General features: G+C 47.3%; 20 protein-coding genes. 8 read left to right on the top strand and 12 right to left on the bottom strand.

Features of this window, described 5'->3' with window-relative positions; genetic code table 11:
- Window positions 1–271 precede the first annotated feature (271 nt).
- Together AC4BAP_RS09950 and AC4BAP_RS09945 are read right to left on the bottom strand one after the other, a co-directional pair.
- On the bottom strand, window positions 272–739 hold the full coding sequence (locus AC4BAP_RS09950; protein ID WP_490582491.1) for an Hsp20/alpha crystallin family protein: 468 nt from the start codon (window positions 737–739) through the stop codon (window positions 272–274).
- Window positions 740–986: 247 nt separating this feature from the next.
- Entirely contained in the window at window positions 987–2,480 is a 1,494-nt protein-coding gene (locus AC4BAP_RS09945) for a trypsin-like peptidase domain-containing protein (RefSeq protein WP_490582490.1), read from the bottom strand.
- A gap of 572 nt (window positions 2,481–3,052) precedes the next feature.
- Between AC4BAP_RS09945 and AC4BAP_RS09940 the strand changes: the two genes are divergently transcribed.
- From AC4BAP_RS09940 to AC4BAP_RS09930, 3 genes are read left to right on the top strand one after another with little or no spacing between them, the layout of a single operon-like run.
- Window positions 3,053–3,901 carry a restriction endonuclease gene (locus AC4BAP_RS09940; protein ID WP_490582489.1) on the top strand — a complete coding sequence of 283 codons (849 nt, stop codon included), beginning with the start codon at window positions 3,053–3,055 and terminating at the stop codon, window positions 3,899–3,901.
- Between the two features lies 1 nt (window position 3,902).
- Window positions 3,903–5,414, top strand: a complete 1,512-nt coding sequence (locus AC4BAP_RS09935; protein ID WP_490582488.1) for a thymidine phosphorylase family protein — start codon at window positions 3,903–3,905, stop codon at window positions 5,412–5,414.
- A complete protein-coding gene (locus AC4BAP_RS09930; RefSeq protein WP_490582487.1) occupies window positions 5,411–6,307 on the top strand; it encodes a ribose-phosphate pyrophosphokinase in 897 nt (298 codons plus the stop codon). Before AC4BAP_RS09935 ends, AC4BAP_RS09930 begins: the two co-directional genes overlap by 4 nt.
- A gap of 409 nt (window positions 6,308–6,716) precedes the next feature.
- On the opposite strand, the gene ppsA is transcribed toward AC4BAP_RS09930, so the two are convergent.
- From ppsA to AC4BAP_RS09910, 4 genes are all read right to left on the bottom strand, one after another.
- On the bottom strand, window positions 6,717–9,122 hold the full coding sequence (gene ppsA, locus AC4BAP_RS09925; protein ID WP_490582486.1) for a phosphoenolpyruvate synthase: 2,406 nt from the start codon (window positions 9,120–9,122) through the stop codon (window positions 6,717–6,719).
- A 259-nt stretch (window positions 9,123–9,381) separates the two neighbouring features.
- A complete protein-coding gene (locus AC4BAP_RS09920) occupies window positions 9,382–10,680 on the bottom strand; it encodes an amylo-alpha-1,6-glucosidase (RefSeq protein ID WP_490582485.1) in 1,299 nt (432 codons plus the stop codon).
- Window positions 10,670–12,193 (bottom strand): vitamin K epoxide reductase family protein, encoded by a 1,524-nt coding sequence (locus tag AC4BAP_RS09915; protein WP_490582484.1) that lies wholly within the window; start codon window positions 12,191–12,193, stop codon window positions 10,670–10,672. The genes AC4BAP_RS09920 and AC4BAP_RS09915 overlap by 11 nt, the downstream gene beginning before the upstream one ends.
- Window positions 12,194–12,489: 296 nt before the next feature.
- On the bottom strand, window positions 12,490–12,966 hold the full coding sequence (locus tag AC4BAP_RS09910; RefSeq protein ID WP_490582483.1) for a DUF305 domain-containing protein: 477 nt from the start codon (window positions 12,964–12,966) through the stop codon (window positions 12,490–12,492).
- A gap of 187 nt (window positions 12,967–13,153) precedes the next feature.
- Here AC4BAP_RS09910 and AC4BAP_RS09905 point away from each other — a divergent pair, with 187 nt between their 5' ends.
- From AC4BAP_RS09905 to AC4BAP_RS09890, 4 genes are all read left to right on the top strand, one after another.
- Complete coding sequence (locus AC4BAP_RS09905; RefSeq protein ID WP_490582482.1) at window positions 13,154–13,873, top strand: DUF2231 domain-containing protein; 720 nt, start codon at window positions 13,154–13,156, stop codon at window positions 13,871–13,873.
- A 273-nt stretch (window positions 13,874–14,146) separates the two neighbouring features.
- On the top strand, window positions 14,147–14,305 hold the full coding sequence (locus AC4BAP_RS09900; RefSeq protein WP_490582481.1) for a hypothetical protein: 159 nt from the start codon (window positions 14,147–14,149) through the stop codon (window positions 14,303–14,305).
- Between the two features lie 83 nt (window positions 14,306–14,388).
- Window positions 14,389–16,440 (top strand): copper-translocating P-type ATPase, encoded by a 2,052-nt coding sequence (locus AC4BAP_RS09895; protein ID WP_490582652.1) that lies wholly within the window; start codon window positions 14,389–14,391, stop codon window positions 16,438–16,440.
- A gap of 420 nt (window positions 16,441–16,860) precedes the next feature.
- Window positions 16,861–17,316, top strand: a complete 456-nt coding sequence (locus AC4BAP_RS09890) for a hypothetical protein (protein ID WP_490582480.1) — start codon at window positions 16,861–16,863, stop codon at window positions 17,314–17,316.
- 175 nt (window positions 17,317–17,491) lie between these two features.
- On the opposite strand, the gene AC4BAP_RS09885 is transcribed toward AC4BAP_RS09890, so the two are convergent.
- Both AC4BAP_RS09885 and AC4BAP_RS09880 read right to left on the bottom strand, forming a co-directional pair.
- The gene (locus AC4BAP_RS09885; protein ID WP_490582479.1) at window positions 17,492–17,875 is read right to left on the bottom strand and encodes a heavy-metal-associated domain-containing protein; all 384 of its coding nucleotides are present in this window, start codon (window positions 17,873–17,875) and stop codon (window positions 17,492–17,494) included.
- Between the two features lie 73 nt (window positions 17,876–17,948).
- Window positions 17,949–18,293, bottom strand: coding sequence for a nuclear transport factor 2 family protein (locus AC4BAP_RS09880; protein WP_490582478.1), 345 nt, complete (start codon window positions 18,291–18,293; stop codon window positions 17,949–17,951).
- Between the two features lie 682 nt (window positions 18,294–18,975).
- On the opposite strand from AC4BAP_RS09880, the gene AC4BAP_RS09875 reads away from it, so the two are divergent.
- Window positions 18,976–19,989, top strand: a complete 1,014-nt coding sequence (locus AC4BAP_RS09875) for a potassium channel family protein (protein WP_490582477.1) — start codon at window positions 18,976–18,978, stop codon at window positions 19,987–19,989.
- Window positions 19,990–20,069: 80 nt separating this feature from the next.
- Here AC4BAP_RS09875 and AC4BAP_RS09870 read toward each other — a convergent pair whose 3' ends face one another.
- The 4 genes from AC4BAP_RS09870 to AC4BAP_RS09855 form a co-directional block, all read right to left on the bottom strand.
- Window positions 20,070–20,540: a DUF2911 domain-containing protein gene (locus AC4BAP_RS09870; protein WP_490582476.1), complete on the bottom strand. Its 471-nt coding sequence runs from the start codon at window positions 20,538–20,540 to the stop codon at window positions 20,070–20,072.
- Between the two features lie 175 nt (window positions 20,541–20,715).
- On the bottom strand, window positions 20,716–22,212 hold the full coding sequence (locus AC4BAP_RS09865; RefSeq protein WP_490582475.1) for a carboxypeptidase-like regulatory domain-containing protein: 1,497 nt from the start codon (window positions 22,210–22,212) through the stop codon (window positions 20,716–20,718).
- Between the two features lie 137 nt (window positions 22,213–22,349).
- Window positions 22,350–22,910 carry a hypothetical protein gene (locus tag AC4BAP_RS09860; protein ID WP_490582474.1) on the bottom strand — a complete coding sequence of 187 codons (561 nt, stop codon included), beginning with the start codon at window positions 22,908–22,910 and terminating at the stop codon, window positions 22,350–22,352.
- A gap of 60 nt (window positions 22,911–22,970) precedes the next feature.
- On the bottom strand, window positions 22,971–23,885 hold the full coding sequence (locus AC4BAP_RS09855) for a hypothetical protein (RefSeq protein ID WP_490582473.1): 915 nt from the start codon (window positions 23,883–23,885) through the stop codon (window positions 22,971–22,973).
- Window positions 23,886–23,892 lie beyond the last annotated feature (7 nt).

Genomic DNA, 23,892 nt, shown 5'->3' with positions numbered 1-23,892 from the left:
TTTATACTTTAAACCTCATGTTTTGTAAGCAATGGTAAGTTATCCCGGGTTAAAAGGATTTTTTGGCATACATGTAGTATAACATATAGCCAAGGCCATACAAGGCCAAAACAGACAAGATTACTAGCGTTTCCATGGTAAAGGTTTTTTAAATCTTGATATCCCGAACAGCAGAACATAACTTTTAAAAGCCCTGAATCATCGCTAATTCTGTCTGCGGAAAGTATGATAAGCCGTAATACCAGCGCGTGTTACGGCTTATCTCTTTCACTCAGTCTATCTTTATTTTCTTTTTGGGCTTATCCTGTTGTTCTCTCTTTGGAACAGTTAGTTTCAGCACACCATCTTCGTAACGTGCTTTTATATCCTCAGGCTTCACATTGTCTGGCAGGCTGAAGGAGCGGCTGAAAGAGCTGTAGTTATACTCACGTCTTTTGAAATCGTCCTTGTCCTCGGACTTTTCCTCCTCTTTCTGGCTGCTTATGGTCAGCATGCCTTCTTCCATATCAATGTTAAAGTCTTCCTTTTTCATGCCCGGAGCAGCCACCTCGATGAGGTATTCTTTCTCCTTGTCGCGGATGTTAACGGCAGGCATACTGCTTTCCATTTGTCTGCGCATCTGCATTGGCATCAGGAAGAAGTCGTTGTTAAAGAAGCGATCGATATCAGAGAAGAAATCGCCAAAATCGGATCTCGATGGCGAAGACGAACCCTGATTTCTTCTAGTTAAGTTTGCCATGACTTCATAGTTTTAAAGTTAAACATAAGTAACTGATATACAACCACAATCATCAAATAATTATGGTCCAGTATTTTTTACGGACTCAAAAGTATAGGGTTTATAGGGCCTCCTGTGTTTGGCTTCAGGCTTGTGCTTTGCCCGGGTAAGCCAAATCTAGGATTGTTAAGTTGTAACTTATCCTGGCGCAAATCTCCAGATTCGTGACTAACAAGTAATGTCGAGTCTTTACTAAGCCTCGAACTACTTATGCACCCAGCGGAAAGCTAAACACAAATCCAGTGCCATCCGGTGTTACCCCAACCACGCGAACCATGTTGTTACGGGAGGCCTTTAACGCTTTGTTCATGTCCGCAAGGCTGCTTACCGATACGCCGTTTATACTTGTAATAATAGAGCCCTTTGGTATACCTGCCATCTCGAAGAAACCACCACGCTGCACTTGAGTTACATACACCCCACCACGCAGGCGGTAACGTTGTTTAATAGCATTTGGAACAGGAGCAAACGAGGCTCCCAGCTTCGCGGCCAGGGCACTTTCGGAGTCCTCTCCGGCAGCCACGGCACTTTCACTTTCCTCTCCTTTTAGCTCAACATTGGCTTTACGCTCTTTGCCATCACGCATGTACGATAACCGCACCTTATCACCGGGATTGTAGCGGGCTATCCTTTCCGAAAGCTCTGAAGAAGAACCAACCTTGACACCATTTATACTTTGTATCACATCGCCTTCTTTCAGGCCTGCTGCAGCTGCACCGCTGCCTGGTTGTACCCCGATAATGTAAACGCCTTTAATATTAGCCGGATCAATGCCGCGCTGTTTCAGTATTTCATCTTCCACCGCTGGCGACGGAAAACTTACCCCAAGGTAGCCACGCCTAACTTCGCCATACTTTCTGAAGTCCGACACGATCTTTCGCATCAGGTTAACGGGTATGGCAAAACCGTATCCGGCATAGCTGCCCGTGCGTGAGGCAATGGCAGCGTTAATACCGATAAGCAAACCATCGGAGTTTACCAGCGCACCACCACTGTTTCCGGGGTTAATGGCGGCGTCAGTCTGCAAAAAAGATTCGATGGCCGTGTTGGCACTCACTTCGTCGGGGTCGGTATAATAATCCTGGCTGGGTTGGTTAAGTATACCAATGCTCCTGCCTTTGGCGCTTATAATACCAGCCGTAACTGTAGAATTGAGTGAATAAGGATACCCAACCGCCAGTACCCACTCTCCTACCTGTACACTGTCTGAGTCGCCTAGCGGAACCACCGGCAGGTTCTTGCCCTCCACTTTTATCAGCGCCAGGTCTGTACTGGGGTCCCTGCCGATAAGCTTACCTTCAAAGCTGCGCTTGTCGGGTAGCACCACTTCAATTGCCGAAGCATTCTCTATCACGTGGTTATTGGTTACAATATAGCCGTCCTGAGAAATAAGCACACCTGAACCCGAACCGCGGGATGGAGGAACACGCTGGGCATTTCCGAAAAAGTCGTACACAATGTTGTTACCAGTGCCGGCAAAAGTGGTGTTTATGTGCACAACAGCCGGCGTAACCATGGCCGCGGCACGTACAAAATCAGGGTTTCCTGCAGAAGAACTGCTTGCCACCGACCTGCCTGTAAACAAAACCTGCTGCCCCTCCGGCGGCGTAATATTCTGCCTTTCATCAAAAAATCTGTAACCGGCAATGGCCAGTGCTGCCGAGAGTACCGCAATAATCAGAATAGTAACTGTACTTTTCATGCTTGTGTGGTTATGTATACTTCTAACCTCCATTTTCAGCTGCGAATAGAGTTAACAATTTATACTTCAAAAGATGGGTTTATACTTCTTACGCACATCTCCGGAATGGTGTAAACACTTCTTAGAAATCAACGCTTACTGGTCGGTGAGGTTTTCAAAACCAATGTCTCCAGTAGTTTTACATGGCACCTATACTCCTTCTTTTAGGGACTACCTGAACAAGTTCATGTTCCGCTAACGTACTATCAGTGAAAGACTCAGCTGGGACTCATTACCTGTAAAGTATAAGCTGGATAGCTACTCAGAATTAAAGGACCGGTAATGTAAAATTGCTGCAGGTTTAGATAAGGAAGTCTGAAGTATAGATTAGAAGCTGTTTAGGGTTTTGGCTAAAAGAAATCGAACCCGCCATTGTTGGTGTTTTTCACCAATAATATAAATCACTGGCTATTATACTTGCTGGTGAAAACACGCAGCAAGGGCAGGCAGTATGGATTTTAATAAACGCTAAACAGGCTCTTATACTGAGGGCTTAAAAAGCTATATTTCAGAGGACAAAAAAGACCAGATATATGACCCAAACCCTGGAGAAGTTGATCGTAACGAAATCGTCCGGAGAGCAGGCACTTTTTTCTGCGGGTAAGCTAAGGCTCTCACTGCTCCGGGCTGGTGCCAGCGATGAACTAGTGCAGGAGGTGATGGCACAACTGGAGCCTATACTTTACGAAGGCATCACCACCAGGAAAATCTACAAGCATGCTTTTTCCATACTTAAGAAACTGTCAAAAACCACGGCGGCCAGGTATAGCCTGAAACAGGGGATCATGAAACTGGGCCCCTCCGGATTTCCCTTCGAAAAGTTTGTAGCAGAGCTTCTGAAAGTGCAAGGTTATGCCACTGAGATCGGGGTGTTTGTGGACGGGCAATGTGTGCGGCATGAGATAGACGTGGTAGCGATAAAAGATGGCGAACGTTATATGATCGAGTGTAAGTATCACAACATGCACCATAACAAATCCGATGTAAAAGTGCCCATGTACATCCAGTCGAGGTTTAAGGATGTTGAGAAAGTATGGCCCACAGAACAGGAGTATGAGATCCGCTTTCATCAGGCGTGGGTGGTTACCAACACCCGCTTTACTGACGATGCAGTGCGTTATGCCAGCTGCATGAACCTGCGCCTCGTGGGCTGGGATTACCCCCGCAATGGAGGCATCAAAGACATGGTGGACAGCTTTGCGCTTTACCCGCTTACATGCCTTACTACCCTTAGCAAATCAGAAAAGCAACACCTGCTTAACCAGAACATTGTGCTGTGCAAAGAGCTGCTGCAAAACAGGGTCCTGTTAGAGCAAGCCGGCATACGGGACCATAAAGCTGAAGAGGTATTACAGGAAGTAGAAAGACTATGCGGTAATTAAGATGCTCAAACCAGACAGCAACATAGTTCGGCTTAGGAGGCTCGGCATCGACACGCATACCGAGAACATCATTTTTATGCGGTCCGACTCCCCTGTATGCCGCTCAGAGGGCTTTACTGCTAATACCCGGGTAGCTGTGAATTATGGTGCCAATAGTATAATCGCCACCCTCAACGTCATCACCTCTGACCTGATCGACGAAGGCGAGGCCGGTTTATCGGAAGCCGGCTTTCAGAACCTCGCCGCACAGGAAGGCGACCTGATCACCGTGACCCATGTACAGCCTATACTTTCGTTTAGTGAGGTACGGGCCAAGATGTTTGGCAGAAAATTAAATGAGCCAGCTATTCAGCGCATCATCACCGACATTCGCCGTGGCCTCTACTCTAAAATAGAGATAGCCGCATTTGTAACGGTCTGCTCCGGAGACAACCTGGCTCTTGATGAGGTAATTTACCTGACACAGGCCATGATAAACTCAGGGGCAACCCTGCATTGGGATGCCCCTCTGATCGTGGACAAGCATTGCGTGGGCGGGCTCCCTGGCAACCGTACAACACCCATTGTAGTCCCCATCGTGGCAGCTGCAGGCCTGATCATACCCAAAACTTCCTCCAGGGCCATTACTTCTCCGGCAGGTACCGCCGATGTGATCGAGACCATGACCCCGGTGAACCTTTCCCTTGAAAAGATACAGGAAGTAGTACAGAAAGAAGGGGGCTGCATGGCCTGGGGCGGTGCCGTAAAACTCAGCCCCGTGGACGACGTGATCATATCCGTGGAAAAGGCCTTGGACGTTGACAGCGCTGGCCAGATGATAGCCTCAGTTTTATCTAAAAAGGCGGCGGCCGGCTCCACGCACGTTGTAATTGATATACCGGTGGGCGAAACAGCCAAGGTCAGAACAAGAGAGGAGGCATTTTTACTTGAATATTACCTGCGGGCTGTTGGCCTGGCGATCAGGATGGAGGTTGAGGTGCTGATCACGGACGGCTCACAGCCAGTCGGCCGTGGTATCGGCCCTGCCCTGGAGGCAATAGATGTGCTTTCGGTGCTGCGAAACGAACCCGATGCCCCAGCCGACCTGAAAGAACGCGCTGTGCAGCTGGCAGGCCTTATGCTGGAGAAAGCCGGGGCTGAACCCGCCGGCAATGGCAAAGCCCGTGCGCTGGAAATAGTGGAAAGCGGCCAGGCACTGGAAAAGTTTTACCGCATCTGCGAAGCGCAGGGAGGATTTACAGAGCCGGTGCCTGCTCCGCTGCAACATGATATACTGGCTGTTACAGATGGTATTGTGCGCAGCATCGATAACAGAAAACTGGCAAAGGTTGGAAAGCTGGCAGGAGCCCCGAGAGCGCCTGGGGCTGGTATACTTTTCAGAGCCCCGATTGGCAAGCACGTTAAAAAGGGAGAACCCCTGTTCACGATATTCGCGGCTTCTCAGGGCGAGTTAAGTTATGCCGTAACCTACCTGCACAGCGCAGGCAACATAGTAGAACTAGCAACATTATGAGCACCATACTTTTTGCCCTGCCCGGCAACGAAAAACTTGCAGCTTCGCTTGTCACCTTGTTGCATGCCGAGGCAGGAGAACTCACGATCAGGAGTTTTCCGGATGGAGAAACTTATGTGCGTATACTCTCCGATGTGCAACGCAAAAAGGTTATACTTGTCTGCACACTGTACCAGCCTGATGCAAAGCTACTGCCTTTATACTTCCTGGCTTGTGCCGCACGCGAACAGGGCGCCGCACATATTTGCCTGGCGGCGCCCTACCTGTCCTACATGCGCCAGGACAAACAGTTTAACCCCGGCGAGGCCGTTACGACCAGGCATTTTGCAGCACTGCTTTCCACTACCGTTGACAGCCTGGTTACTATCGATCCGCACCTGCACCGGTTCCATCATATGCACGAACTCTATACTATACCGGCGCTTGCGCTGCATGCAGCCCCTTTAGTTGCCTCCTGGATAAAAAAGCACCTGCCCCAGCCCCTGCTCATCGGACCGGATGAGGAAAGCATGCAGTGGGTAAAGGAAGTGGCAGACCTGGCAGATGCACCTTACATCATACTTTCAAAAACTCGCCTCAGCGATACGGAAGTACAGGTAAGCAACCCCCACATGGACCAGTATCACAGCCATACTCCCGTTCTGGTTGATGACATTATATCCACGGCGCATACTATGATTGAAACTGTGCTGCACCTGAAAAAGCTGAGTAGCCATAAACCTGTTTGCATTGGGGTACATGCCATTTTTGCCGGCAATGCTTACCAAGAACTTTTACAAGCCGGCGCAGCTCAGGTTATCACCTGCAACACCATAGCACATGCGTCTAATGGCATCGGTATAGAAGAACTGCTGGCAGAAGGGTTGATGGGAATGCTGAATGATGAATTATGAGTGATGAATTATGAATGAACTCAAGTTACGATTAACCCACCCCTAACCCCTCCGAGGCTACGCTTAGGACATAAGTATAAAATGCTTTTCTACCGCGAGTTTTCAACTCATGGTTATCCATGCGGGCAAGCTTTCAGCTTGCGTGAGTCGCTTTTGTACTTCTGCATACCTACGCAAGCTGAAAGCTTGCCACATAATAAGCCACGAGTTGAAAACTCGCGGCAGGAATAACAGCGAATGCAAACTTGTGTCCTAATCGTAGCCCTTCCGAGGAGGTGAATTTCTGGGTGAACGATTAAAACACACTTGCCTGGTTTATTTGCCAGTGCCCTTTAATTGTTGGTGAAAAACACCAACAATGGCAGAAGTCATTTCTAATAACGAACAACTATCAACTAATAACTATCAACTAATAACTAATTCTCCGTTCTGCTTCTAACATATTCTGGAGCCCTACAAAGAACGCGTCTGGGTTAAAGGAAATACTGTCTATACCGTTTTCTACCAGGAAAGCGGCAAACGCTGGGTAGTCGCTGGGGGCCTGACCGCAAAGGCCGGTTTTGGTGCCGGTCTTCTTTGCCTTTTGCAAGGTCATAACAATCAGTTGCCGCACTGCCGGGTCAAAGGGATCGAAGATGTCGCTTAAGAAACCTGAATCTCTGTCTGCACCCAGTGTCAGCTGCGTTAGGTCGTTAGACCCAATGGAGAAGCCGTCGAATAGCGCTGCAAATTCCTCTGCCAGTAGTGCATTGCTGGGTATCTCCACCATCACGTATACTTCCAGGCCATTGTCGCCACGCTTCAGGCCATACTTTTCCATGAGGTCAATTACTTTCTTGCCTTCATCAACAGTTCTGCAGAACGGGATCATAAGCTTCACGTTGGTCAAACCCATTTCCTCGCGCACTTTTTTCATGGCGCGGCACTCCAGCTCAAAGCCTTCCTGGTAAAGCGGATGGTAATACCGCGAAGCTCCACGCAAGCCGATCATCGGGTTCGACTCTTCGGGTTCGAACTGCTTCCCCCCAACCAGGTTGGCATACTCATTCGATTTAAAATCGCTCATGCGCACGATCACATCTTTTGGGTAAAAAGCTGCCGCAATTATCGCCGTGGCCTCTGCCAGCTTGTCTACAAAGTATGATTCCTTGTCCTGGTAATGGTGGGTGAGTTGCTCGATTTTCTCCCGCGCCTCTTTATCCTCCACTTTCTCAAAATGCTTCAGGGCCATGGGGTGTACCTGTATCGAGTTGTTGATGATAAACTCCATGCGCATAAGCCCTACCCCATCGTTTGGCAGAAACGAGTACTTAAAAGCCTGCTCCGGGTCACCGAGTATAAGCATGGCTTTGGTTCTGGGCTTTTCCAGCTTGCTCATGTCTGTCTTGGTTTCTTCCCACTCCAGCTCCCCCTCATACACATATCCTGTTTCACCTCCAGCCGTGGACACAGTTACCACCTGACCATCCTGTATGGTCTGGGTCGCATTGTCAGTGCCCAGCACCGCTACAGCGCCCACTTCGCGGGCCACGATGGCCGCATGGCTGGTGCGGCCACCCTGCTCTGTTACAATGGCCACTGCCTTCTTTAAAATCGGGTCCCAGTCGGGGTCTGTTTTGCGGGTAACCAGCACCTCGCCTTCCTGCAGTTTATCAATCTCGGAGGGTGAGTGAAGTATGCGGGCAACGCCACACACAATACGGTTACTTAGTCCGATGCCAGAGCACAGCACCTTCCCTTCTTCTTTTAAAGTATAGGCCGTAAAAAACGATTGGTCTTTATGCTGACTTTGCACAGTCTCGGGTCTGGCCTGCACAATAAATAGCTCTCCAGAGTCCCCGTCCTTTGCCCACTCAATATCCATGGGTTGCTTGTAATGCTCCTCAATGCGTTTGCCCCATCTGGCCAGCTGCACCACCTCGTCGTCATTCAGCACAAACTCTTCCTGCATCTCAGGCGGCGTATCCTGGTTCACAATGGCATCTGTGGGTGATTGCAGTTCGTTTTCCTGCTTCTCAGCATACACCATGGTTTTGGCCTTGCTGCCTAGCTTGCGTGATATGATCGGCTGTTTTGCCTTGCCAAGCATAGGCTCAAACACTACATACTCATCCGTGTTTACAGCACCCTGTACAATGTTCTCTCCCAGGCCCCATGATCCGGAAATCACCACTACTTTATCAAAACCTGTATCAGGGTCTAGTGTAAACATCACACCCGAACAGGCTTTGTCGGAGCGCACCATCACCTGCACCCCCACCGAAAGCGCCACCTGCATGTGTTCAAAGTTATTGTCAACCCTATACTTTATGGCTCTGTCGGTGAACAAGGAAGCGTAGCTATGGTGGCAGGCTTTGATCAAATTATTAAGTCCGTGCACATTGAGGAAGGTTTCCAGTTGACCGGCAAAGCTGGCTGTGGGCAGGTCTTCGGCTGTGGCGCTGCTCCTAACAGCTAAAGAAATATTATCGCCATATTCCCCTTTCAGATAGTCGTATCCCTGCTCGATCTCCTTCCGCAACTCATCCGGAAACCTGGCTGAAAGTATAAGCTGCCGGGCCTTGTTGCCCACTTCGGCCAGGTTAACGAAATGGTCTGTGTCCAGGCTGTCAAGTATAGTACTTAGCTGCTCTTTCAGGTCATTCTGCTCCAGAAAAAACCAGTAGGCTTCTGAGGTAGTAGCATAACCGTCGGGCACATGTATGCCTTCCGGGTTTAACTGGTTGTACATTTCACCCAGCGAGGCATTTTTGCCACCCACTTTACTAAGGTCTTTGTAGCTTATATCGCTGAATAGTTTAATGAAAGGAGCCATACACATTGGTTTGAATGCAGTACATGAAAATTATGCGGGTGTAGTATAGGCGTAGGTATGAGTACGCAATTGTAGCAAGTTTATACTTTGAAATTCAGAAGTATAAAGTATACTTTAAGAATAACGCGGAGGATGGGTTCTAGTTATTAAGCGGTTAGGATGGAGAAGATTAAAGTGATGAGTGTTATACATAATACCGCAAGTTTGAGCGAAGCGGTAATTTGTAGTACATCACCTAATAAATGCTCTATACTTTCAACTATTCTTTCTGCCTTTGAATCATATCTACCACCAGACCGCTCCAGGTAAAGTCCTCGGCACCATGACCTTCGCCGGTAAAGGGGTTGTAATACTCCCTGAAACCACTTTTACTGATTAATTTCCGGATGCTTTCCACCAACTCATCAGCCTCTTTTGTATACCCTCTTTCCAGCAGGTGGCCCTGCATATACCAGTTAAATATGACCCAGGTGGGCCCACGCCAGATGTACACCGACTCATCAGGGTCAAAGGCTGGTTCATCTATGGCTAGTGACGGGATGGGATAAGGTACATGGAAACCGTCTCTGTGGAAAAGGTGCCTGTCCAAAACCCACTGACAAACCTCTTGATTAACAGCCTTTAGCACTACCGGAAAAAAGATGGTTCCGGTGCGCACCCTTAGCTTTTCGAACTGGTGCCCTGCAAGGTCGTAGAAGGCTGCATCCTGCTCATCGTACATGTGCTCCATTATTTTCTCCCCTACAAAACGCGCCTTCTCTTTATACTTTGCCTCGTCTGCATCGCCAAGTATGGCGCAGAGCTGGGCCATTACCTCCAGGTTCTGGGCATAGATGGTATTAAAGCCAACATCTTTTACAATAAACTTATTATGCTTGTAGATATCGAGTAGCTTATAGTTCTTAAAGAAATTAAAGGCATCCACTTTCAGCACTTTCCAGAACAGCAAGGGTCCTGCTTTGCCCTTTTCGTAGCCAAGCACGGGGTCATAGCTGGCCTTCCAATCCATACCCGACTCAAAAGGTGAAATGATACTAAGCAGACCCTCTCCTTCAAAATCGCGGTGCTCACTAAGCCAGGTATAAAAGCGCTTCAGGCGTGGCAGCATGTCCTGTACAAATGCCTGATCCTGATCGCCCTTGTAAATGCACAATACTGCCTGCGCAGCCAGCGGCGGCTGCACCAGTGCCGACATGTGTGGTTTGTGAAGCCGTATCGCATCGCGGGGCAACAGTTGCAGCAGGTCTGTGACCCGGCCCGGCCAGAGCCGCTTCCAGTAGCTGATGTGGCCAACAAAGCCATCTGGGCGCTGCATCTCAAAAAGGCTCCGCATGTGTTTCTTGGCCATGTCTACTTCGCCTAAAGCTACCAGCGAAAACACATGAAAGCAGGTATCCCAGAAAAACTGGAAAGGGTAAGTACCCGGTGAGGGCTTGGTGAAATGGTAATCAAATCCGGCTCGTTCCCCACTGATCATATTGCGGTGCAGCAGGTCGCGCACCCTGTTTGTCAGTTCCTCATCCGAGAGCAAACTATCTGCTGCAACATTACTTGACATACTCATCCCAACCGGCATAATGCTGCTTAACCGGACCTAAGGGTATGGCAAGGGCTGCCACCGCCAGGCCAAGTATAAGCGACGTAATGTTCAACATGGTATCGCCACCTACAAACCATGGTACACCGGCAGCGATCAGGCCCAGCAACACGTTCAGATAACGGCCCAGGCGCAGCGGCTCACCCATGCAGATAACAGACACGACCACCACTAAAGAGCCTGTCAGGTGCAGCACGTCTGCAACCGTATCCTCAATCGGCACCCCAAAAATGCCAGGCGCAAATACCATAGCCACACCCAGCAATGTAGCCACGGCAAGCGACCAGGGCACACTTACGCCCCACACAGAGGCTAAGTATACTTTGGCAGGCTCCTGCGGAAGCTTCATAAGCTCCGGGGCATGCTCTTCTTTTTCGCCACCCTCTATGGTACCACCTTTCCAGAACAGTTTCCAGAAGCCTTCGCCTTGCTTCATTTTCTTTTTCACAAACTGTATCATGGCGATCACCTCATCCACTTCCAGCGGAATCATGGGTAACATAATGGCGGCTGCCAGCAGGCAGAACGTACACCAGGCACCCACCACAATTGGCTGCGAAATAACGAGAAAGATGTGCACCAGCCCCAGCGGAATGACCAGTATACCAAACACAGCTACCATCCAGGGCATGGTGCGCCAGCGGGCCGGGCTACCCATCCAGCCCATCAAAAACTCAAAAGTATAAGCAATTGCCCCAAGGCCGGCATCGGATATGGGCAGTGAGTGCGACATTTTAGAGTTAAGCACCTGCTCACTTTGCGAACCGAAGAAAGGGTCCCAGACCGAGTCGATATAGCCCAGTTGGAAGGCTGTCAGGTAACGCGACACCACCCACCCAAAGAAGCCCAGCACCATCATGATCCAGCGCTGTGGCCAGCTGCTAGGGTTATAACTCCATCCCGGTGGTACCTTTGGCCCCATCTCCATGTACATGAGCATATTGGGCATGCCCGGGATAAGTATGGTTAATGCAATAATAAGGGCTCCCACCATGGTATCGTTTAGGTAGGCCACTGCTGATGGAGACCAGAAAAGTATGGGTGCCATGGTAAGCCAGATGCCCACAAAACAACAGATCCAGAGGCTGACAGGGCGGTTGGGCGTAAGTCCGCGCCAGCCAAAAAATATAAGCAGGGCACCGCTGATGATATCGCTCCACTTCATAAACTGGATGCGCTGCTCCAGCGACAGCCATACTTCGCGCCCCCCGGAAGGCGCTACCGTTCCTATACTATAACTAAACGTCAGCGGTGACAGCAGTACCCAAAAGCCGAGAATGACGATCATCCAGTACACCCAAAGCGTTTGCATATGGTGCATGTGCAGCATTTTCTCACGCATCTCAGGGTCCATCTTCATTTCCCCGTTTCCTTCGTGCATTTGCTGGTTATGCTCGCGCACCTGCTTTTCGGCCATGGGCCTGGTTACACCGCGCATGCCCATGTTATTGTCTTGATGCTTTTTATTAACCATAGTTTAATACAATATAATTGATGCAGCAACTCGATTTCCTATTGTATTAATAGGTTTACCAAGCAGAAACTAAAAGGGTTATAAAACAGCTTATTGACAGAAGCCAATACATACTAAAGGATTGAAAATGAACAAGAAGTAGATCCGGAGGCCAAAATGCAATATACTACATATTTCTTCTTATCCTTTTAAATCAGATAGCGTTGAGTCCATGTTTATCCTGGTTCAGGATTAAGTAAAATCATAGCTCAGTTCTGGCATAGCATACAGGTTGATAGCAATGACCCTATGAGGATTTATTCCTTGCTTAACCTGTCAAGCATTGCTTTCATTTCCACAATTTCTTTTTTCTGAGCTTTAATAATTTCTTCAGATAGTTTTTTTACCTCTGGGTCTTTTATGTCAGCTCGCTCACTTGCCAAAATTGCAATAGAGTGGTGCGGGATCATGGCTTTCATCCAAAGTACATCACCAATAGGCTCTTGAGCTCTTACAAGAATCAAAGCACTGAAAAACAAGGCGATACTACCTAGTACAATGGCCATATTTTTCTTTTTATTCTGATACATGTGCCTCATGAACAAGAACATGATAATAGCCATTGCAGAAATTCCTAGGCATGCCATGTAAAATCGTGTCATACTGAAATATACATGATCGAATGTATAGGTATTGAGGTACATAGTAAAGTACATGGCTAAAAAGGAAAAAAGAAGCATCAACAAGAATCTGTTATAGCTTCCTTTGCTGGATTTATGGTCAAATTGCATCATGGTTGATCAATTTAAAATTTCTATATAGTAGTTTAAACGCTACCCTAAAACGTGTGTTTATCTAAGCCTGTTACAGCACAGTACACCTACATTTAACATAATGATTTGGCATCTTCTTGAACGGCATAAGTAATTGTTGTTTATTTACTACGCGTTTAAAACATTCCAAATTAGTTCTATTGTATTCATGAAAAAGCACCCTTCTTGTATCTTATTTATACTTTTGCTGTCGTTTGCTACGGCCTTTACTGCCTTGGCACATGGCGGTGAGAAGCACGGGGACAAAAAAGAGAAAACAAAAACAGAGGCTGCAGTTGAAGCTCCGCATGACACCGTAAAGTATGAGGCAAAACCACAGGAGGCAGCTGCACAACACGATGAGCATGCAACAGTAACGGAAGAAGAGCACGCAGGGCACGAGCAAAACCCGTCTTCAGTTCACGCTTCTTTAGACGACTTCCCGAACCGCCACCCGCTATTTGTACACTTCCCGATCGTGCTTTTGCTGGCAGCAGCAGGTGTGCAACTAGCTAACATCTTCTTCCTGCGCAAGTCCCTGGACTGGGTGGTGACAGTGGGCGTATTGGTAAGCTTCGTGTTTGCCTACTATGTAACTGAAATTGACCACCCGCACACCGAAGGCCTGACGGCTCATGCCAAACTTGTATTGGAGCAACACGACCTTTACGCAATCTGGACCATTTGGCTGGCTGGTATCGCATTGGTGGCACAGGTGCTGAACCAGTTCCCGTTTAAAGGTAAGCGCTGGAGCGTGGCTGTGGTGGCACTTATACTTGCAGGTGCTGCTTACAGCGTGGCCATGGCCGGGCATTACGGTGCGCAACTGGTGTTTATCGAGGGCGTTGGCCCACAAGGCAAGTACCTCGACACAGGGCACTCCCACTAAGTATAACCAGAGCATAACGAAAAGCGGCACAGTAACCCATACTGTGCCGCTTTTCGTTTAGGTAGGTGTGTCTTGTTAGATAATCAAAGAGAAAGCAAAATGCACATACACTAAAACAACTACGAAACCTTAAGTGAAACGCTTAACGCACTCAGAAAGAAAGGTTACACCGAAGACCTGAACCTGAAATCTGACTGCCTGGAGTGTCCCGGCCAACAACTTACCCTACACCCTGAAGACTTTGAAATAGATGAAGTATACCGGTTTGAGGGGATGACCAACCCCTCAGACAACTCTGTGGTGTATGCCATCACTTCAGAAAAGCACGGTATTAATGGCGTGCTCGTAGATGCCTACGGGGCTGACGCCACATCTGTCACCCCAGAAATGGCACAGAAACTTAAAGCAGACTATCGTTCAGAAGACCATTAAGCATGAAAGGAGATCCTAAACACCAGCATCACTCAGAGCATAAAGAACATAAAAAAGAGGAAGTAAGAGGCATAGAAGAAAGGCTGGAGGAGAAAACACTGCACGGCCACTCGGAAGCCATGCACAGCGACACCCGGCACCACCCTCCCCACGATGAGCATGCGGAACATGGCGAGCATGAGGGCCACCACGACCATCACCGCATGATGATCGAGGACTTTAAGAAGCGCTTCTGGGTTTCACTTGCGCTATCAGTTCCGGTTATTATCATCAGCCCTATGATACAGGATATCTTGGGCTATTCCTTGAATATCCCCTACAACATGATGATCTCCTTTGTGCTTTCCAGCATCATCTACTTTTATGGGGGTTGGCCATTTTTAACAGGACTTGCCGAGGAGGTTAAGAAAAAGACTCCGGGCATGATGACGCTGATCGGGGTGGCTATTACCGTGGCCTATGTTTACAGCACGGCAGTGGCTTTCGGGCTAAAAGGCATGGATTTTTTCTGGGAGCTTGCCACCCTGATCGTAGTAATGCTGCTGGGCCACTGGATTGAGATGCGATCCGTGTTGGGTGCCTCCAAAGCCCTTGAGCTACTGGTAAGTATGATGCCTGCCGAAGCTGCACTTATTAAAGACGGGCAAACCATAAAAGTGAAGGTGGAAGAGCTAAAAGCCGATGACCTTATCCTGATAAAGCCCGGAGAGAAAGTACCTGCCGATGGCGAGGTGGTGCAAGGAGACAGCTACCTGAACGAGAGCATGCTGACCGGTGAGAGCAAGCCGGTACAGAAAAAACCAGGAGACAAGGTGATTGGTGGCTCCATAAACGGAAACGGCTCGCTGCAGGTGCGCGTGCAAAGCACCGGAAAAGACAGTTACCTGAATAAGGTAATTACCTTAGTGCAGGAGGCCCAGAAAACAAAATCTGATACGCAACGTCTGGCTGACAAAGCTGCAAAATGGCTGACTTACATTGCCCTTACTGCCGGTACTTTAACCTTAGTTGCCTGGCTAATTGCAGGTGCTGAGTTTGGCTTTGCCCTGGAGCGTATGGTTACTGTTATGGTTATTTCTTGTCCGCATGCGCTGGGTTTGGCTATACCGTTAGTGGTGGCTATCTCTACAGCTGTATCTGCAAACAATGGCCTCCTGATCCGGAACCGTACCGCTTTTGAGAACTCCCGCAACATCACCACCATCATCTTCGACAAAACAGGTACCCTTACCCAAGGCTCGCATGAAGTGGCAAGGGTGGTATCGATGAACCCGGCCTACTCAGAGCAGGAATTACTAAGGTTAGCAGCCGGAGTCGAGCAAAACTCGGAGCACTACATTTCGCAGGGCGTGTTGCGCAAGGTCGAGGCAGAAGGTATTGCCATACCTGCATCCTCTGACTTTCATTACCTGCCCGGCAAGGGTTTGGAGGGAACCGTTGAAGGAAATGATGTAAAGGTAGTTGGGCCAAACTACATTAAGGAGTACAACATACAAGTTCCCGAAAACGATGCAGAAGAAGGCGTGGAAACTGTGGTTTATATCATGATAGACCAGCAGGTGGCAGGCTTTATCACATTGAAAGACCAGATACGGCCTGAGTCAGAAGAAGCGATCAGAATACTGAAAGAGAACGGTATCAAGAACCTGTTGCTAACAGGCGATAATGAGCGTGTAGCCAAAAGTGTGAGCGATAAACTGGGCATGGATGGCTACCTGGCCAATGTGCTTCCGCATGAAAAGCAGGAGAAAGTGAAAGAGCTGCAGGCTAAGGGAGAATTTGTGGCCATGACCGGTGACGGCGTGAACGATGCCCCTGCCCTTGCCCAGGCCGAGGTCGGGATTGCGGTTGGCTCAGGCACCGACGTGGCAGCCGAAACCGCAGACATCATACTGGTGAACAGCAACCCACAGGACATCAGCTCACTTATACTTTTTGGTAAAGCCACGTACCGCAAAATGATCCAGAACCTGATCTGGGCCACGGCTTACAACGTAGTTGCATTGCCCCTGGCTGCAGGTGTGCTGTACAAGCAGGGCATCATGGTTTCGCCGGCTGTTGGGGCTGCCTTAATGAGTTTGAGTACTGTAATAGTGGCTATTAATGCCCAGTTGCTACGCAAGCAGATAAAGTAGTAGTTGAGTGAGGAAGTGGTGATTCTAAATCGATTCAAGACTTAAATTAAAAATGCTGGTTGACAACAAGTAAAATAGAGAAACTAGCCAGAAAATGTCGGAGTAGCTGTAAAGTATAGCCTTCGCTGACAAATACCATTGAGTATTTACCCACCCCAGCCCCTCCGAGGAGGGGAAATTCACCTCCCCCAGCCCCTCCTAATAACAGGAGGGGAGCTCTCGTGCATGACTGTCCCCCTTTGAAGTCGCAGATCCCGGACTTGATTCGAAGGGGGTAGGGGGGGTGTTAATCGTTCTCAATTCCCCTCCTCGGAGGGGCTGTGGTTGGTAAAACTTTAGTAGATCAACTCTGCATAAATCACCCTGAAACAGAAGTATTAAAATCAATACATCTAAATAATAACTACTATGAAAAAAGTGATGCAAATTTTTTCCGCTTGCCTGGTGGTAGGCCTGTTAAGTTGCCAGCGTGAGGCAACCGTGCAAGAGGTTATGGACAATGAGGTCCAACGCCGTGAGGTCTATAACATGATCATGGAGAACCCGGAGATGCACAAGGAAATGATGCAGGTGATGCGTGAGCATAACATGGACGGCATGATGGGAGCCGATGGTATGATGGGCAGAGATCACCAGATGATGGTTGGCGATAGTGCCATGCACATGCAAGGTGGCATGGACCCTAATAAGATGCAGAGCATGATGCAGCAAATGATGGCTGCCTGCGCCGCAGACTCAGCTAAATGCAACATGATGGCCAATATGATGATGCAAAACCGACCTATGATGATGCAGATGATGCAACAGATGCACCAACAGGGCATGATGGACGATGCATGTATGCAACGCATGAAGCAAAAAATGCCCCGTAAGTAGCTAACTTATACTTTGTAATAAAGAGTCTGTGAAGCGCTTATAAAATGACCTTTGACTGCCACAGGAAAAGCAGCCATTGCCGTTTAATTGTTGGTAAAAAACAGTACCAATGGCAGAATTAGGTACTACATTTTAAGTAAACTTTTGTACAGCTCCTAAAACAAAAAAGGCAGCCTTACGGGCTGCCTTTTTGTTGCTTTCTTTTATACTTACAGCACCCTGGCAGGTTGCTGTAGGCTTCGTCCGTAGCCTTCACCAGTTCGGTATCGTGGCCGGTGCCGGCAATCTTTTGCTGTACATCCGCAGCAGAAGTTTTGTCTGCACTAAACTTCACGGTCATGGTTTTAGAGTCCATGTTCCAGACAGCAGCCTGAACCCCTTCTATACTTTGAGCAGCTTTTTCTACACGGTTACGGCACATGCCGCAAACACCATTTACTTCGAAAGAAGCCTCGCTTACGTTTTGCTTTTTCTGCTTTTTCTTAGGGCCGTCCTGAGCCTGCAGACTACCTGAAGCAATTAATGCTGTTAAGGCGAAAAGAAATATTTTCTTCTTCATTTTTCTAAACCAGGTTAATATGTGAGGCGAAGATAAACATTAAACTAATTTATACCTCCAATTACTACCCTACTTACTTGTGCCTGAGTGTATAATGGATCGTCTGGGCTACTATCTTCCCATCCCGGATCACGTAAGAGTCGGCTCCATCCTCCACATAGGTATTCTCCGAGTCGGCAGACCATTCCAGGAAAGCCACCTCCCCTTCTACCAGTATGTTTTTATACTTGAAAGTCATAGAGGGTAGTTCTTCGCGGAGCCTCTTCGCAAGCAATTTCATACCCTTATGTCCTTTAAATACCCCGAAAGTGGTTAGCAACACCAGGTCTTCAGAAAAATTTCTTTCCAGATCTTCGTCAACAGTGCCGTGCTTTGACAAGTTTAAATGGTCGTCCAGTATTTCTTTGGGTTTGCGCATAGTATGTAGATTATTAAAGTATACTTAACTCAAGTTGCGATTAACCCACCCCTAACCCCTCCGAGGAGGGGAATTTAGCTCGTGCATGTAATTCCCCTTTTGCTGGCGCGGATCTGTGATCCGTGACTTGTTATACCGTTGGATTTGCAATCCAACTGGGCCGGAGGCCCAGCTATAGCCCGACACGAGCGAGGACGCTCGCGCCATAACTATAAAATCTACTAGAATGAAACGGCCCTACTCCGAGGAGGGGAATTTTATTCGTGCATGTAATTTTACACTTGCAGACTAGCCTGAGCGAGCGTTTTGAGCTAGCGAGCGTAACTCTCAGGGGTGTGTTTACGCCTGCCTGGTTATCCTATAGCGCAACTTGAGTTATTTATTATACGTGGGGTGCTCATCAGAATATATTTGTCGGCTTATTTTTTGGTTTTACCAAATACAGAACTTAGCCCAAACTCTCTACCGGAGTTAATGTGGTAGCCAACATCCTTATCAGCATTTATCATTCTTAGCCTAAACAAGTATAACTTGCTAACCGCATGTAGCTTTTGCCCGAAGCACAACAGTTGGTAAAGTATAAACCAGCCACCAAATCCGGATTGCTAGCCCAGCAGAACTTCTGGAAATCTAACAATTACCCACGCTGCCCGTTTAGGGAACAGGAACAAAAAGTACAATTATGAACGGACTTTACCTGATCCTGGGAATTCTGCTTTACATCCTTGTTGCACTGGACATAATTAAAACCACGCTGTCCTCTACGGGTGGGGGTTATATCACTAATAAAATTGCCCAGGCTGTCTGGAAAGTATGGTTCCTACTGTCAGGCAGAAACGGAAACTCTAAACTGCTCCAGTATGCAGGGCCTACGGTGTTAGTATCTATTCTGGTGTTCTGGGTTACAATACTTTGGGGAGGCTACTTTTTAATGCTGCTCTCAGACCCGGATGCAGTGAAGAAAAGCAGCACCCTGGAAGTGGCCTCACCTTTGGAAAAGCTTTACTATGCCGGGTATGTGGTATCTACACTCGGAATCGGAGATTACATAACCTATACCCATGCCTGGAGAATCATAACCAATGTCATCGCCTTCTCCGGACTTGCATTTATCACGGCCTCCATCACATACTTTGTACAGGTGCTTTCTGCAAACGGCCTTCAGAGCACACTTGCTACTTACATCAGCGGGCTAGGCAATTCGCCACATCAAATTCTGCTAAACAGCTGGAATGGCAAGGACTTTTCTAAACTGGCAGACAAGATTTCGGACCTCAGCCAGATGATGTTACAGCATACTATGAATCACCACTCCTACCCCATTATACATTACTTTCACAACAGCAACCCAGAGCAATCCATTACCCCATCTATGGCCAGACTCTATGAGGCCTATTGCATACTAGAGAATGCCGTAAAAGAAGAAGCAAGCCTAAACCAACTTGACAGAAACATGCTGGGCAAGGCCTTTGAAGCCTATCACCATACCATGCTGAAAGACTTTGTGAAAAAACTTGACCCGGATCTAACTACACCGACACTCCATACAGGCGGCCTGGCAAAACAAGGCATACCAGTTTTACAGCAGCCTGAAGGACAATCTTTGCCTCCAAAGTATGAGAAACAGCGCATGCTTTACACAAAGCTTTTACAAAAGGAAGGCTGGAGTTGGGAGCAGGTATTTGGGCATGAATAACCCCTTAAAGTAACCTGGCTCTAAAAGCAAATAAGGCAGTAGTTTACCCACTGCCTTATCACTTGTATTTCAGATATGGTTTACTTCTTTACCACAATAGGCACCGTTATGCCAACTCTATCCCAAAGTATACGGAGGGCACCTTCGCCGGCTTCCTGCTCTACTAACTCATACTTTAGTCTTTCCTGAGGCTTATCCAGTTTCTCAGGTTTAGCCTGTATGCGCAACACATCCTCAGCCTCTTTATAGTTATCGGCCAGGTGTTGTTCCCAGTTTTTGTTGATGATAACAGTCCATTCTTCTTTGCCAGGTATGGTAAACAAGGCATACTTTCCGGCTTTCAGTTCCTTTCCTCCTATCAACAAGTCTTTGTCGGTTTCGAGATTGGTAGCCATGTGCGCACCCGTTACCCATACTTGCCCGTAAGGCACCAAACCACCCCAGATCACACGCCCTTTCACGCCAGGCGCATGGTAGTTTACCCGAATCGTTGCTTCACCTATTTTGCCTGTTGCCTCTGATTTAATGCTGCCTTTTATCGTGTCTTGCACGGCCTCTTCGGGCTGCGTTTCGTCCAGTTCGGTTTCGACAACTTCCTGCTCTTCGGTTTCTTTGGCTTCTTATGAGCAACTAAACATGGCAGTTGCAGAAAAGATACCTGCTAGTATAAAAGCTTTTTTTCATGATGGTTAATGGATTATATGGGGTTAAACTACGCCTTGGCTGCTACTTCCATTCGGGCATGCAAGCGTTATCGAAAATCTTTTGCCTATTTTTTCCATCCGCAATTGTTACACTCCATACTTCCTCTTTGCCTAAGCCATCATTTGATGTATTCACAAATATGACCTTTGCACCATCCGGCGAAAATCGGGGATATAAATCGTTGGTACCTGCGGGTTTGCCAGCCGAAAGATCAAATACGCCTGACCCGTCCAAACGTTTCAGGTAGATCCTGGAATCGAGTTGACGTCCTTCCGCATTTTCAAAACCAGATGCATCATGCGTGTAAATAATACTTCTGCCATCAACAGAAAATGATGGATTCTCAACACGTCCGGGTAGGTTTCCAACTATCAACTCTCTGCCAGAACCATCGGCATTCATCATATAAATCTCAGAGTCGTTTATATTGGATCCAATGGTCTGTACTACTATTTTATTTCTCTGTGCCGTCCAGTCTGCGGTTCTGAAATGCCTGTTAGCGGGAGCCTTGGCAATAAGTTTCAGGCCGGAGCCATCGCGGTTTATGGTATAAAGGTTTTCGTAATTGGCATACAGCAACTTGCCGCCATCCGGCGACCACGTAAACCCGATACCCTGGTTATGATACCCGACTACAGGCAGCGAAGTAACTTTTCTTTTGTTAGACCCATCTCTGTTCATGGTGTAAATTTGCGGATCAAGGCCGGCATTAGTAGCATAGGCAATAACATCACGCTGGGGATTCAGGCGAGCCCACCACTCACGGCTAAAATCTGATGTAAGCCGAAAAGTATTTTCAGCAGTGCCATCCGAACTATAGATATCATAGTTACCATTCTCTTCGCGTGAAAACAGATAGCGTGTTTCCGGTAAGTTGCAGGTTTTAAAGCTCCATACATTGCCGTTGGTTACTTCTCCTTTAGAATTTTTGGAATTAACCTGCCAATAATAAGTAGTATTATACTTTAGTCCTTTAGCCGTAACGCTGGTATCTTTTATACTTTCAGATAAGATGTGCTTTGCATAGGCGTTTGATTCATAGAGATACACATCATAGGTAATGGTGTCGTTGCCGACTGGCTTTTTCCCCTGCCACTTTAAAATGATGCTTGTAGGCAGGTTGGTCATGTCGGGCTGTGGCGATGGATTTGAGGCCGGGGGTGGCGCTCCCTCCCCATCTTTGGTTTTCTCCAGCAAGATCGTGGCGTTTGTAAGTTTTCCATTTTTAACGGCCACACTAACAGACTCTGTTTTATACCCGGTCTTTTTGGCGGTTATGTTGTACTCGCCATCAGAGATGCCTTCCAGTTTAAAATTGCCTTCAGCATCCGACACCATAGCTGTGGTGGCCGGATTTGTTGTTATACTTACTGCAGGAATGGCATTGCCGGTTTCCGCACTAAGTACAAGCCCTGTAATTGTGCCGGAACCCTGTGGCTCAATCGGGTCTTCATTGCAAGATGTGATAAAAAGAGAAATTACTGCGAGACAGCAGCTTAATATAAAAGTGTATCGCATAATTAAATTATAAGGATGATGGATATTACTGTTAAAAAGCTTTAGAGGCTACTGCTTATAAATACAGATGGCCATGTCGCGTTTCTCCAATAAAGTATAAGCATACAGTTATCGGTGATTCACAAAATGCTCAATGCTTAGTATATTTTTCCCTGCTCTATTTTTAAGAACATGCTGTTGCCCTCCTGCTCTATTTTGTATGGTTTAGAATCCGGAGACGTTTCTTTCTGCTGGATGGTGTTATTATTGCCGCGTTGCAACAGGTAGTATGTAAGATCGTTGCCAACTACGGTTTGCCTGATATTATTTCCTAGACCGTCCTGCACGATGTCAATCCAAAGGCTTTCTCCTTCTATTTGTCCGGTATAAGAATTAAAGCCTGCCCCTTGTTGTAGTATGCGGTTATTTAAAAGTGTTCCCTTCTGAGAAAGATGAAGCAGGTTACTTGCTCCTATTTGCTGAATAATTGCCTGATTCAGATGCTTGCCTGTATTTTGCTGCTGCACCTTTACTTCATTTCCATTGCCAAGCTGTAATGTGTTCACGTAGTTTTTAGCGCCAACAGCTAAGGGCTGGGTATTTAGGTTTAAATGCTCATTGCTGATATGCTGTAACAGCTGCTCTTCCTGTTCAGCTTGTGCCGACAGCTTAAGACAGCATAAGCTTAAAAGAAAAGATATAGTCAGGACTTTCATCATAGCTTTCATAATAAAAAAGCTGCAACAGCTTGTACAATAAACTGTTGCAGCATAAAGTTGTTAGTTGGATTGCATTACATTTGAAACATTATTATTACCCATCTGAGTTGTTGTATCCATGTGGTTATTACCAGACTGCTTGGTTCGTGCCCAGTTATCATTACCCTGTACATTCTGGATTGCTCTATTATAATTACCATCCTGGATTATAGTAGCCCAGTTTCCATCACCACTTACATTTTGACGTGCAACGTTGTACATTCCATCCTGGTTAATACGCAGTCTGTTGTCATCAGGGCCTACATCACCAGCAAGTGGTGTTACATTCTGAACTCCTAAGTTTTCATTGCCATCTTGTTTAACAATCATTGAGTTATTGGCACCCTGGAACTGAGGACTAGGCGAAGTTCTTAGAGATTGTCTGGAAGTGTTATCATTTCCAATTTGTTCAGCCTTCATAAAGTTTCCACCTCCTAAAACTTCATTGCCTCCTTCACCTGCTTGTTGTGATGCTTTATTTCGAAGCCCATCTTGGTCAATTACTGCGCGTACACCTTTAATGTCTGGTCCAGCTAATCCTAAAGCAGTAACAGATTGAGATGCTTCATTATAATTGCCATCCTGTTTAATACTTGTAGAGTTATAGTTTCTAACAACATTAACATTTGCTTTGTTATAGTTGCCATCCTGTACTACTCTAGAGTCATGCCCTTCATCAGCTTCCTGCATCACATTAGAGCGGTTATACTTACCTGTCTGGGAAACAAATGCTGAATTTTTAACAGCAGGTGCAAATTTGTCCTTATTAAGCTGATTAACTACCGAATTGTTCTCTTGCCCAACTTGCTGAACATTGGCTGTGTTGCCAATTGCACCAGGTGTGGAGGTCTGGTTCACAGTGCTCGTGTTACTTTGAGCGAAAGCTGTTCCGGCCAGGAACATTGCCGCTGCGGATAGGATGATTTTGTTTTTCATGCTAACT

The organism is Pontibacter sp. GD7 (assembly GCF_058216375.1).
Note: the sequence above shows the minus strand (reverse complement) of the source record. Positions and strands in the feature narration are given on the sequence as shown.

Coding starts and splice junctions, on each gene's coding strand:
- AC4BAP_RS09930 (WP_490582487.1), top strand. CDS start 5,411: ATGAGCACCATACTTTTTGCCCTGCCCGGCAACGAAAAACTTGCAGCT.
- AC4BAP_RS09915 (WP_490582484.1), bottom strand. CDS start 12,193: ATGGTTAATAAAAAGCATCAAGACAATAACATGGGCATGCGCGGTGTA.
- AC4BAP_RS09875 (WP_490582477.1), top strand. CDS start 18,976: ATGAACGGACTTTACCTGATCCTGGGAATTCTGCTTTACATCCTTGTT.
- AC4BAP_RS09880 (WP_490582478.1), bottom strand. CDS start 18,293: ATGCGCAAACCCAAAGAAATACTGGACGACCATTTAAACTTGTCAAAG.
- AC4BAP_RS09920 (WP_490582485.1), bottom strand. CDS start 10,680: ATGTCAAGTAATGTTGCAGCAGATAGTTTGCTCTCGGATGAGGAACTG.
- AC4BAP_RS09945 (WP_490582490.1), bottom strand. CDS start 2,480: ATGAAAAGTACAGTTACTATTCTGATTATTGCGGTACTCTCGGCAGCA.
- AC4BAP_RS09885 (WP_490582479.1), bottom strand. CDS start 17,875: ATGAAGAAGAAAATATTTCTTTTCGCCTTAACAGCATTAATTGCTTCA.
- AC4BAP_RS09940 (WP_490582489.1), top strand. CDS start 3,053: ATGACCCAAACCCTGGAGAAGTTGATCGTAACGAAATCGTCCGGAGAG.
- AC4BAP_RS09900 (WP_490582481.1), top strand. CDS start 14,147: ATGACCAACCCCTCAGACAACTCTGTGGTGTATGCCATCACTTCAGAA.
- AC4BAP_RS09910 (WP_490582483.1), bottom strand. CDS start 12,966: ATGATGCAATTTGACCATAAATCCAGCAAAGGAAGCTATAACAGATTC.
- AC4BAP_RS09905 (WP_490582482.1), top strand. CDS start 13,154: ATGAAAAAGCACCCTTCTTGTATCTTATTTATACTTTTGCTGTCGTTT.
- AC4BAP_RS09890 (WP_490582480.1), top strand. CDS start 16,861: ATGCAAATTTTTTCCGCTTGCCTGGTGGTAGGCCTGTTAAGTTGCCAG.
- AC4BAP_RS09935 (WP_490582488.1), top strand. CDS start 3,903: ATGCTCAAACCAGACAGCAACATAGTTCGGCTTAGGAGGCTCGGCATC.
- AC4BAP_RS09950 (WP_490582491.1), bottom strand. CDS start 739: ATGGCAAACTTAACTAGAAGAAATCAGGGTTCGTCTTCGCCATCGAGA.
- AC4BAP_RS09865 (WP_490582475.1), bottom strand. CDS start 22,212: ATGCGATACACTTTTATATTAAGCTGCTGTCTCGCAGTAATTTCTCTT.
- ppsA (WP_490582486.1), bottom strand. CDS start 9,122: ATGGCTCCTTTCATTAAACTATTCAGCGATATAAGCTACAAAGACCTT.
- AC4BAP_RS09860 (WP_490582474.1), bottom strand. CDS start 22,910: ATGATGAAAGTCCTGACTATATCTTTTCTTTTAAGCTTATGCTGTCTT.
- AC4BAP_RS09855 (WP_490582473.1), bottom strand. CDS start 23,885: ATGAAAAACAAAATCATCCTATCCGCAGCGGCAATGTTCCTGGCCGGA.